Source organism: Mesotoga sp. H07pep.5.4 (assembly GCF_003664935.1).
GTDB lineage: Bacteria > Thermotogota > Thermotogae > Petrotogales > Kosmotogaceae > Mesotoga > Mesotoga prima.
In genome coordinates this window covers 130,556-142,153 of the sequence record NZ_JFHM01000010.1, presented here as the reverse complement: position 1 = coordinate 142,153, position 11,598 = coordinate 130,556, and the positions used below count along the sequence as shown (strand labels likewise).

The window sequence follows — 11,598 nt, the reverse complement described above, 5'->3', positions numbered from 1 at the left end:
TACTCACCTGACGGGATCACTGTCCCGCCTTTTCCCGTAACGTTCACTACCATGGCTCTTTACCACAGCAGCTTACGGTGGTTTGAAGCCTCCACCTGCATGGCGGCTTCGAGGGGCCCTCCCTCATCTTCAATTAAGCATGGCTTGAAGTTTCCTTCTTCGCCTTCTTGGCACACTACAACTCACAACTTGGAACTTGGAACTGATTCTTTGTTCTTCCGACCGCCTACCACGAACCCGCAACCACGCAATCAGCAATTACATCGCGGGAGCTATCCCCAGAGATCGGTGTGATAGTTCTCTTTCTTAAGTCTGAATTTGATCTGGAAGTCTACCACTTCCTGCCACATTAAAGCGCTGGTCGTAGAGACGAAACTAACCATTTCATTTGCAATCCCAAAAACCGGTTCTATACTTTTTTCTATACTGGAGTTCTTTACGACGCTATAATCCAGCCTGTAGTCTCCGATCATCGCGTGGTCCTCGTACATGTTTGCCGTTACCCTCTCTCCATTGAATATTACCTCATCCTTTATGGGGAAGGAAAGGCCCATGCTTCCAGGCATTATCCTGTCGTGGAGTTGAATTACTTCGTTTACAGTTGGCTTGGTCCAGCTTTTTCCGCACGAAGAACATGAGAAGCCAGTTTTGAAGCCGTTGATAGAGGCAACGGCGCCACAGCTTGGACAGCGCCAGATCAGCTTTTCTATACGTTTGTAGTTTCGGTAAGGAAGCTTGAAGGTTGGATCCTCCTTGGCGAGGAAGCCCATGACTTTTTCTTCTAGCTGGGGATCATCTGCTTCGACCGGATCACCGAATTCTACGGTCGAAGTCCCCAATGCAAAAATCTTTGCCCATCTAGGCCAAAGTCTCTGTACTCCATAAAACTTCACCGGGATTACCGGGATTTTCAACATCCTGAAAAGCTTCCATATCTCTCTCTTTGTATGTAGGAGTCTGCCGTCCCATGATCGTGCTGCTTCAGGTGCAATTCCCAGTGGAACTCCCTGTTTTATTGTCGAAAGCATCTGTCTTATGGCGGATGTATCGACAGCATATCTTCTGACAGGAATTACGGCGAGCCAGTTGAGCAACCCGAGTCTATCAACGTAGATTGCGGTGCCTACGAATCTCAGGTAACGCCATGTCGAGTAGAAGATAAGAGGACCGTCGAAATGAGTTTGGTGAGCAAGAGCGAGAACGAAGGGTTTCTTTTCTCTGAGTACCCTTGCATTCTTCACCTTTGAGGGTAGAACAATCAGAATTACCAGCTTCACAACGAATGATGCCACGATGAATTGCCAGGGAATTGATGTCGATTTATCAAAGGGTATCTTTCTTCCGGGATTTGGGATCATGAAAGGTATCTTCTCTTTATAGTCCTCGTAGCCTTCAATTCTTTTCAGAGCGAGTTTTTCTTGGAGCAAAGAATACACAACTATCACTGCGCCTATGACTGCAACGTAAAGAAGCGTCCAATAGTTTCCGCTCAACAATCCAAGACCAAAAAGGAAAAGTATGTAACCCAGGTTGAATGGATGGCGAACAAATCTGTATGGGCCGCTTTGAACGGTTTTTTCGGGCCCATAAATAACGGTCGGCAGTCTTCCAGACCAGTAATATACCACAAGGGCAGAATAGATCGCTAGAAGAAGAGATAAAATAACGATAATCGAACCGACTATCGTCAATCCTAATCCCGCTGAAAACGGTGCTCCGGAAAAGAGGAGAAAGGGAATTATTATCCAGGTTACTGCCAGCTCAGCAACCGATATCGCTATTCTCATCTTAATCCCTCCACTTTAAATACTGCTCCTCCATCCTCACAATTATCTGCATCAATCGAAAGTTTCAACACCTTGCAGATCTTGCTGGCAATGGAAAGACCCAATCCATGACCTTCACCACCTCTTGAAGAGTCGCTCCTGTAGAATCTGTTGAATATTCGTTCTTTTTCATCCTCGTTGATTCCCATTCCATGATCCCTAACACTTAGCGTACCATCTGACCAATCGATCTCTATCGGGCCATTCTTTCCAAACTTCAAGGCATTTTCAACAAGAATTTTTATAATTATCTTAAGCAGAACTCTATCGGTTCGGACTTCGATATCTGGAATCTCAATCTTCATCTCTGCCGACTGATCGGCTGGAACGCTATTGGTGATCTCGAGTACCAGTTCTCTGAGATTGAAACTTGTTTCGTTTAGTTCGATCTCGGGTCTCGAGAGAAAAAGCAGAGATTCAGTAATTGTCATCATCTTGGTGGCTGTGTCGGAAATACTTTCAGCGGCTTCCTTGACAACCTCCGGGTCGTCAGAACCCCAGCGAAGAATCAGTCTCGAGAAGCCAAGGATTGAAGTCAGTGGAGAGCGAATCTCATGCGCAATGTCTGATGAAAACTGTTCCTGCCTGGTGTATCCATCTTGAATTCTGTCTAGAGCTCTATTCAGTGCTTTTTTGAGTTCGGCAAGTTCGGAAGTCTTCGGATCGCTTTCCAGTCTTCTTGAAAGATCATCCAGCGTTATCTCCTTTAACAGACGTGAAGTTTCTTTGATTGGTTTAGAGACCCTGCTTCCAAGGAAGAAGCCGCCTATGATTGAAAGAACAACACCAACCAAGACTGAAAGAAGGAGAGTGGTGGCGAGACTATCCAGGAAGAAATCGAGATCGTCCATCCTTGCACCGAGAATCACTTTTTCCTCTCCGTTCAAGAATCCATAGAGAAGATAGGAGCTGCCATCTATCCTCGTCTTTACATATCCCTCAACATCCGGAACGCTGCTCAGTCCTGTTGGATTCTGAACCACGTTTCCATCAACGCTCACGTAAAACTCTGTAGTTCCTCTGCCTATGGCCATTCTTCCCACGCCATACCTAAACCCTTTGCCCATGGGTGAATCCATGAAGATCTTTCTCATCTCCGCGGAGTAATTTCGAATGAAGACACTTTCTGAGACTCCATAAACAAATATGGCCGAGGCAAATAGAATAGATACGATCAGAACCACCGAGTAGATGGCTACCTGAGTCGCTGTAGAGAGTTTCCTTCTATCTGACAACGTAGCCAGAGCCCCTCACCGTTTTTATTCTTTCGCCCGTCTTTCCCAGTTTCTTACGCAAGTAGTTAATATATACTTCCACAACATTGGGGTTGCCCCAGTCCTCGCTTCCCCAAACCTTTTCGAGTAATCTTTCCTTTGACATCACAATTCCAGCGTTCGACAGCAGAACTGCTAGCAGATCAAACTCGGTCTTGCTTAACTGCAGAGGTTCTCCATTGAGAAAGGCTTCACGAGATTGCATATCGAGGGTGATTTCGAAGTAGCTGATCCTTTCCACTTTCCCTTTGCGTCTAAGTACTGCTTCGATTCTGGCCAGAAGTTCCTCAATTACAAATGGTTTCGGCAAGTAATCATCTGCACCGCTCTTCAAACCTCGTATTCTGTCCTTAACTTCACCTTTAGCGGTAAGCATTATAACGGGAAGATCAGTAGAAATATACTCTCTGATTTCTTCCAGTACCGAGAAACCATCCAAACCGGGAAGCATCACATCAAGGATAAGAAGATCTGGAAGCTCTTTTTCTAGATGCTTTAGCGCTTCCTTTCCATCGGTCAAAACTTCTACTTCGTATCCTTCATGGCCTAGCTCCATACGAAGCAATTTTCCAATATGTATATCGTCTTCAACGACCATTATCCTTCCTTTCAACCCTTCTTCACACTCCTATCTCGCACTACGAAGGACGAGATCCCTCCAAATACCATTCCAGCAGTCATGAGAAGCAAACCCACCACTTCCATTTTACCCGGAATCTCTCTCAGTATGATCATTGCAAAGAACAGTGCGAAGGCTGGTTCACCTACGTAGATCAGAGAGGCTCCTACGGAACCGAGAAACCTCTGATATTTCAACTGCACTGCAACCGCGAAGATAGTTGCAAAAACTGCAGAAAACAGCGCAACAAAGAGTATTGAACCGTTTATAAACACACTTCCTTTGACGAAAGGAATCAGCGCCATATTGACAAGAAGCACTACGACAAATTGAGGAACGAGAAGCTCCATTTCGTCGACATCTTCCTTCTGGGTGAAATAAGAGATCAAAACGACATGCAGGGCGAAAGAAACTGCGCAAAGAGCGGTTAGCAGGTCACCAAAGTTGAATCCGGTCTCGGGTGTTGTAAGAAAATACAAGCCGATTAATGATACCCCCAGAGCAAGAATCTGATAGCGGCTGGGGATTCGCCTGTCTACAACGGGACCAATGATTGCGACCAAACCAACGTAAAGAGACGTAATAAAAGCGCTCTTGGATGCGGTTGTATAGACAAGCCCCCACGTCTGAAAAACATATCCTCCCGAAAGGAAAAGTCCCAAAATCAAACCTTGAGTAAGGCTCTTATTTGTGATCTTGAGGCCGAGCTTCTTTCTCAGGGGAATCAGAACCAAGAGAGCGATCGAAAAACGAAGCGCATTATAAAATACCGGGGATAGACCCTCCAGTATGTTCTTCTGTACCGGAAAGGTCAATCCCCAGAATATTACTACGAGTAATAGATTTACGTATGCCTTCGACTTTAGCTTCATCTAACCTGGAAGCGTCCCCTTCGGGGGGCTCTTAATCGGATGCGCCGAGTATCACTGCAATGACAATTCCCGCTATCAGCACTCCAATTACGGAGAAGAGAATAATGTTGTCGGTTTTCTTCTCTTCTTCGGTTTTCTCGGTTAGAGTGAAACTGACTGAGGTCACCATATCTTTGTTTATGTACACGTTTTGCTTCGAGTCATGATAACCCCATTTGGAAACGGTTACTGTATGACTCCCCACTTTCTCGAAATCCTTGTATGGAGTGTCGCCGGCATATTGTCCATCTACGTACACCTGTCCGTCGGGAATCGATGTGACTTCCAGATAACCGTAAACGTAATTTGGCAGTAGTGAGAAATAAAAATCGCTTGACCCGGGCTGGACATTTATCGTCGCAGGACCATAAACAAGGTTCCTCTCCGTGTATACATACACAGTATGAGGACCGGCTTCGAGTGTTGTCGTAACCGGGGATTTGCCCATGAACATTCCATCGACGTAGACGTTGGCATCCTTTCTGTCTGCGCTTATCGTTGTTCTTACTGTGAAAGGAACATAGCTGTTGTAGAAGTAGGTGTAGCCCAATCCCCAGCTTGTGTTGAAAACCGGATCGATAACTACCGAAAGGTTGTTGATGCTCTGACTCAAGTAGGGAAACGGATATCTGTCGAAGAGAGAGAAGACGTTGCCCAGGAAGTTCAACGGAGATGTGGAAGCAACGACTACGATTGTCTCTCTTCCTCTCTGTGACTGGACCTGTAGATTGTACCTCGTTGTAGCTTTGTCGGTCGGCAAGGTGTAGGTTCTTCCACCCTGCACATAGTTGTCTTGGTCATATACGTTTGGGAATAGAACCTGAATCTGACCAGACGGATCGATGTCGAGAACGGCCACGTAAGCACTTCTATCTACTGAAAAAGATAGTCCGAGCGATTCACCGCCATAATAAGTTGATCCCATACCTTTGTTCAGACTCACGTTAACATTGATACTCGCCCCTGGTCTGCTCAAGAACATCAGCCCCTGTGGATCGTACGAAACCGAGGTTGCAAAAAGAGAAACACTTAAGAATACAATTGCTAAGAGCAAAGCCTTTTTCACGCTAATCCCTCCTCATCCCTTAGGCTTTTTATGGCATTGGCGATAACTCCTGCTGAGTTTGATAGTCCCTTTAATTCCTCTGACGATAGGCCTACCTTCAGAATCCTTTCAACTCCCTCTCTGCCAAGTATGGTGGGAACGCTGAAAGGAACATCCTTCAGACCTTCAAACTCCGGGTGAACGGTGGAAACTGTTAGAACTGAATGCTGGTTGTTGAAAATTGTTGAAAGCACTTTTGATACAGCCAGTCCTATTCCGTAAAATGTTGAACCCTTCTTTTCTATAATTCTGTAAGCAGCATTTTTAGTTTCTTCGAAAAGCTTCTTGAAGAGGTCAGCCTCGCAGTCTCTCCTGCAATTTCTGCAGAAGTCGGTTAGAGGAATTCCCGCAATGTCTGCGTGAGACCAGTTGACGATCTCGCTGTCACCATGCTCACCAAGAACATAAGCATGTACGTTTCTTGGGTCAAGCTGGCAGTGGTCTGCAATACTCTGTCTGAGCCTTGCCGTATCTAGAGTCGTCCCAGAGCCTATTATCCTGTTTCTTGGTAAACCGGACGCTTTCCATGCCACCCATGTAAGAACGTCGACGGGATTCGTCACGATTATGAAAACTGGCTCTTTGCTGTAGGAAAGAGATTTAGCCACCGCTTCCTTCACTATCCTTGCGTTGTCCTTTAGAAGCTGTAGGCGACTCTCTCCTCCTTTTTGAGGTCTACCGGCCGTTATTACGACTACATCCGAGTCTGAAGAGACATCGTAATCTCCGCCATGAATTCTCAATGGTCTAACATAGGCATTGCCATGACTCAAGTCCATTGCCTGACCCTTGGCAAGTTCACTGTTTATGTCAACAAGAGCTATCTCTCTCACAATACCCTCTATCATGGACGCATAAGCTATTGAAGAGCCCACCATACCGGCTCCGACTATCGTTACTTTCATCCAACTCCTCCTGACAAGACCGTCTTGAACCAGTGACGGAATCTCACTTCAAGGTCTGTCCTTTCTACTTTTTCAACGATTTCACCCTTCACGAAAATCACTCCGCCTGAAGCCGTTCCAGCGATCCCAATGTCTGCTTCAGTGCCCTCTCCGATTCCATTGACCACACAGCCCATCACTGCAACCGAGAGGTCTGCATCTGTGTTACCGACCCAACTCTTGACTTTTCTGGCGAGAGCTTCGACATCTATTTCCGTTCTCGCGCAGGTTGGACAGGAAATCACATCGACCCCCCTTCTCAGTTTTAGCGACCTGAGAATGCTCAACCCGACCTCGATTTCCTGAACAGGGTCGCCCGACATTGAAACCCTAATTGTATCTCCAATTTTGTCGAGCAAGAGCGTGCCAATACCGACTGACGACTTGACCGTCGAGTCCAAACCAAAGCCCGCTTCGGTAACACCTAGATGAAGTGGGTGGTCGGTCTTGTTGTAGAGGTATTTGTTTGCTTCAACCGTTTCAATAACTGAAGAGGATTTCAGCGATATCACAATGTCTTCGAACCCCGCGCTCTCAAGTATTTTAACTTGAGCCAGGGCGCTTTCTGCAAGGGCTATAGGTTTTTCGTACGAGCTGAATCTCTTGTCAAGAGAACCGGAGTTCGCACCGACTCTCATTGGAACGCCATATTCCTTTGCGATCTTCACAGTTTCTTTGACTTTCCAATCTTGACCGATGTTTCCGGGGTTAATTCTCACCTTTGCAGCGCCATTTTTGATCGATTCTACGGCAAGTCTATAGTCAAAGTGAATATCTGCTATGACAGGTATCCTGCTTAGAGAAGTGATCTCCTTCAGTGCGGATGCCGACTCAAAGTCTGGAACTGATACCCTCACCAGATCACAACCTGCATCTTCGAGCCTTTTGATCTGGTCAACAGTTTTGTTTACGTCCGAAGTCTTGGTGTTTGTCATTGATTGGACCGTGATTGGATTTCCTCCACCTATCAGAACATCTCCAACGCGAACGACCCCGCTCATAGCCACCTACCGATATCAATGAAAGTAATGTAAATCATGAACCCCATCAAGACCATGAATCCGATCACATTGATCAGACCCTCTATCTTTGGATCGAGCCTTCTTCTTGTAATCATTTCAATGAGGGCAAGCAACATTCTTCCACCGTCTAGTGCCGGAAAGGGAATCAGATTTATTACTCCCAGGTTGAGAGATATGAATCCAGCCAGGTAAAGAACTATTCTTAATCCAAGACTGACCGCCTGATCAACTATGGTTACCAGTCCAATGGGGCCGGTGAATTCGTTGATGTTGGCTCCCCCGGTGAAGAGGCTTCCTACTACCTTAACCAGAGTTATCAAGAGATTGTTTGCCCACTGAATGCCGAGACCTGCCGCCTCCAATGCAGTATCGGGGTACCAATAACTGCTTCCTTGAGCAAAGGCTCCCGCCTCTTCGACCAGTGCTATCATCTCGTTTTTACTCACTGTCATATTTATTAATTGACCTTTCCGTTCAACAGAAACAACGAATTCGTCGGGAAAGCCAAATTCGGCAAAGGAGATTTCTTTCCCGGTGAACTGAATCAAGAGCTCGTCGGGCTTCAGAGACAGCAACTGACTCATCGTGGTTAGATCATAACTTGTTTCAGTCTTCATACCGTTGACGGAAAGCAGTGTGTCTCCTTCTCTAAACTGTCCGTGGTCAATGGCAAGTTGAGGTTTGAAGTTCGCGTAATAGATGCCCATTGCGTAACGTTCCTCGGCAGGCGAATAAGTGAGGAGCGTTCCCGACAATGTAGAGCCATCTTCGAACCCGAGTTTTATAGAACTCTCAGGTGAAAGAACGCTTCCATATCCAACATAGTCGCCGTTGAAGGTTCCGCCGTTTATTGAAGAAAGAACTTCGCCTGGTTCTCCTGAAACACCTCCGATAACAAAGAAGGCTTCCTGGGGAAGAAGTTCAGGTATTATAGCTATCTCGATTTCCTTACCTTCCCTGTTCACAACAAGATCTATTCTCTCGCCTTTTGCTACTGCTTCACTCAAACGTGTATTGTCGATGAGAGTCTTCCCATTAACTGAAACGATTCGATCTCCAGGCATCATTCCGGAAACTGCTGCAGGAGAACCAGGTTCGACTTTATCGATCTTGACCTCTTGAAAGCCCCATATTACTGCGACAAGAGAGAGAATTAGAAAGCCCAGAAGTAAAGAGAAAGCTGGACCGGCGAAGTAAATAATGAATCTCTGCCAGGCGGGTTTGTTCTGAATCTGCTCACTGTCCGGAATCGAGGAGTCGATACTATCCAAGTCTTCACCTGCAGGTCTCACGTAACCGCCGATTGGAAATGCATTGATCCTGAAGGTCGTCTTCTTTCCTTTTTTCGACCAGAGCTTAGGGCCCATTCCAATTGCGAATTCAAGAACTCTTACTCCAAAAAGCCTCGAGAAAATGTAGTGACCAAGCTCATGGACAACTACTATTCCCGTCAGAATTAGAAGAAAGTATATTATTGCTAATAACATCTATCCACCTCTTCCTGAGCTAACTTTCTTGCAACGCTGTCAGTCTCGATTATTTGACTGTAGTCGACCGGATTTTGATCAGCGGTTCTTTCTACCGTCTTTTCAATTATATTGTAAATACCTCCAAAAGGCATCCGGCCATTCATAAAAGCTTCGACGGCAACTTCGTCTGCAGCATTATAGGCAATCTGTTTACTCACTACTCCACAGATCTCCCTCGCAAGCGTTAGAGCAGGGAACCTCTCTTTTGGTAACTCTTCAAGAATCATGGGGACATCGACAATACTTTGCTCGGGAATGGTTTGAATTCTTTCAGGATATGTAAGCGAGTAGGCGATCGGGATCCTCATGTCTGGTATGCCAGTGTGTAACTTCAAGACGCCATCGCTATAAAGGATACCAGCATGAATAAAACTGTTTCTGCATATGTATGTGTCAATTTCATTAGTTTCAAATCCAAAGAGGTATTTGGCTTCAATCACTTCAAGTCCCTTGTTGACCATGGAGGCACTGTCGACCGTTATCCTGTTTCCCATTGACCAGACGGGATGCCTCAAAACATCTCTTATCGTTGCATTTTGTATCCTTTCTAAGGGCCAATCTCTTAATGCCCCGCCCGAAGCAGTTATTATAATTCTTTTCGGTCGGCGTGAACCATCGAGGAGCTGAAAAAGGCCGCTGTGCTCCGAGTCGACAGGAATCAGTTCGACGCCCTTTCTGGCGCACTCTTTCAGGAGAAGATCTCCTCCACACACAATAGATTCTTTATTGGCTAGGCAAAGCCTGTGACAGACTTCGATGGCCTTCAGGCTGAATCTTAGACCTGCGGCGCCGCTCACAGCCAGCAAAACATAATCGGGTCTCGATTTCTCAAGCATTCTCTCGATCCCCTCTTCCCCGTGGAAGAATAAAGTTTCGGGAAAGGAATCTGTAAGGCTATCGCTTTTCTTTAGTGAAGCGGCAAAGGGCGGATGAAATTCAGAAAGCTGCTTCGAAAAAAGAGAAAGATTGTGGCCACAGGAAATGGCCACAATCTCAATATTCTCGATCCGATTTGCTATTTGGAGTGTTTGTGATCCTATCGACCCGGTTGAGCCAAGAATGGCCAGCCTTTTTTTCATGATGCAAACTTCTTCTTTATCTCGGCCGGTTCACCTGATGTCTCTTCGATGATCTTCTGAAGTTCAGCTTCAGATAACGCCATGATCTTGGCAACCTTTTGCGAGACATTCTGGGGCTTTCCAGGAACACATTTCGCTATGTCTTCGTCTTTATTGGCAACCTTAATGGCAAAGGCAGCACATCCTGGCGAGCCGCACAAGGCGCAGTTGATGTTGGGAAGAACTGCGAAAATAACGGCTGCCCTTGGATTTTCTTTGAGTTTTTCCTTATAACTATCGATTTCTTCTTGCGTTGGCCTTTGAATCTTTGGTGGAGCGGCTTTGACGGCTCTTCCTGAAGAAGCTAGTAGCTTCTCAAGAGTTTTTTCTGCATCCTCTTCATTTTCGTCGAACAAGGCGATGAGTGTGTCGACATCTGTCTCCATAATGAGTTTTAGCTTTTCAGGGACACCAGAGCGTTTACCTGGAATGCATCCTTCGATAGAGGCTTTACCTTCAGCAACAGCTTTGGCAAAGGCTGCGCATCCCGGGAAGCCGCAGGCACCGCAATTAGCACCAGGCAATGAAGCTTCGATAAGCGCTATTCTTGGATCTTTCTTGACGGCGAATTTTGCCGAAGCGAATGCTAGAAAAATACCTGCACCTACCCCCAGTAGTGACATAAAGAGAACTGAATAGACTATTGTCATCGAAAACACCTCACAGTTTTACCAGGCCCTGGAATCCCATGAAGGCCATCGATAGCAGTCCGGCGGTGATCAAAGCGATAGCTGTCCCCTTGAAGGGTTCAGGAATTTCGGAGAGCTCCATCCTTTCTCTAATGGTTGAAAAGAGAATTAGAGCTAGAGCGAACCCCAGTCCGGCTCCCGCTGAATTCACTATCGTTTCCACCAGCGTGTAGTTTTGCTGGACATTCAGGAGAGCAAGGCCAAGAATCGCACAGTTTGTTGTAATAAGCGGTAGGAAGATGCCCAGTGCTTCATAGAGCCCCGGGCTAGTCTTTTTAAGGAATATCTCAACAAATTGCACGAGTGTCGCGATTACGAGTATGAAGACAATTGTACGCAAGAAGGGTAGCCCAAGAGCATCTAGCGCAATATTGAGTATCCAGGTGATTATCGAGGCCAGAATCATAACGAATGTAACGGCGATGCTCATTCCGACTGCTGTGTCCGTCTTCTTTGAGACACCCAGGAAAGGACAGATTCCCAGGAATCTGGAAAGCACGAAGTTGTTTATCAAAATTGCCGATAGAAATATAAACACCAATCTGGTCGCCATTAGTCATT

At 46.1% G+C, this 11,598-nt stretch carries 11 protein-coding genes; all 11 read right to left on the bottom strand.

What is annotated here, in order from left to right:
• Positions 1 to 272: 272 nt before the first annotated feature.
• From Y696_RS07065 to rsxA, 11 genes are read right to left on the bottom strand one after another with little or no spacing between them, the layout of a single operon-like run.
• Positions 273 to 1,787, bottom strand: coding sequence for a 1-acyl-sn-glycerol-3-phosphate acyltransferase (locus tag Y696_RS07065; protein WP_121510073.1), 1,515 nt, complete (start codon positions 1,785 to 1,787; stop codon positions 273 to 275).
• Entirely contained in the window at positions 1,784 to 3,061 is a 1,278-nt protein-coding gene (locus Y696_RS07060) for a HAMP domain-containing sensor histidine kinase (protein ID WP_121510072.1), read from the bottom strand. Before Y696_RS07060 ends, Y696_RS07065 begins: the two co-directional genes overlap by 4 nt.
• A complete protein-coding gene (locus tag Y696_RS07055; RefSeq protein ID WP_099771345.1) occupies positions 3,051 to 3,713 on the bottom strand; it encodes a response regulator transcription factor in 663 nt (220 codons plus the stop codon). Before Y696_RS07055 ends, Y696_RS07060 begins: the two co-directional genes overlap by 11 nt.
• Complete coding sequence (locus Y696_RS07050; protein ID WP_099771344.1) at positions 3,710 to 4,591, bottom strand: DMT family transporter; 882 nt, start codon at positions 4,589 to 4,591, stop codon at positions 3,710 to 3,712. Before Y696_RS07050 ends, Y696_RS07055 begins: the two co-directional genes overlap by 4 nt.
• Positions 4,592 to 4,622: 31 nt before the next feature.
• Complete coding sequence (locus Y696_RS07045) at positions 4,623 to 5,696, bottom strand: DUF4384 domain-containing protein (RefSeq protein WP_099771343.1); 1,074 nt, start codon at positions 5,694 to 5,696, stop codon at positions 4,623 to 4,625.
• Positions 5,693 to 6,640, bottom strand: coding sequence for an L-lactate dehydrogenase (locus Y696_RS07040; RefSeq protein WP_099771342.1), 948 nt, complete (start codon positions 6,638 to 6,640; stop codon positions 5,693 to 5,695). Before Y696_RS07040 ends, Y696_RS07045 begins: the two co-directional genes overlap by 4 nt.
• Positions 6,637 to 7,680, bottom strand: a complete 1,044-nt coding sequence (gene ispG, locus Y696_RS07035) for a flavodoxin-dependent (E)-4-hydroxy-3-methylbut-2-enyl-diphosphate synthase (protein ID WP_121510071.1) — start codon at positions 7,678 to 7,680, stop codon at positions 6,637 to 6,639. The genes Y696_RS07040 and ispG overlap by 4 nt, the downstream gene beginning before the upstream one ends.
• On the bottom strand, positions 7,677 to 9,188 hold the full coding sequence (locus tag Y696_RS07030) for an RIP metalloprotease (protein WP_121510070.1): 1,512 nt from the start codon (positions 9,186 to 9,188) through the stop codon (positions 7,677 to 7,679). The genes ispG and Y696_RS07030 overlap by 4 nt, the downstream gene beginning before the upstream one ends.
• The gene (gene dxr / locus Y696_RS07025; protein WP_121510069.1) at positions 9,179 to 10,309 is read right to left on the bottom strand and encodes a 1-deoxy-D-xylulose-5-phosphate reductoisomerase; all 1,131 of its coding nucleotides are present in this window, start codon (positions 10,307 to 10,309) and stop codon (positions 9,179 to 9,181) included. Before dxr ends, Y696_RS07030 begins: the two co-directional genes overlap by 10 nt.
• Positions 10,306 to 10,998: an RnfABCDGE type electron transport complex subunit B gene (locus Y696_RS07020; protein ID WP_121510068.1), complete on the bottom strand. Its 693-nt coding sequence runs from the start codon at positions 10,996 to 10,998 to the stop codon at positions 10,306 to 10,308. Before Y696_RS07020 ends, dxr begins: the two co-directional genes overlap by 4 nt.
• Before the next feature lie 10 nt (positions 10,999 to 11,008).
• The gene (gene rsxA / locus Y696_RS07015) at positions 11,009 to 11,590 is read right to left on the bottom strand and encodes an electron transport complex subunit RsxA (RefSeq protein WP_099771337.1); all 582 of its coding nucleotides are present in this window, start codon (positions 11,588 to 11,590) and stop codon (positions 11,009 to 11,011) included.
• Positions 11,591 to 11,598: the final 8 nt, after the last annotated feature.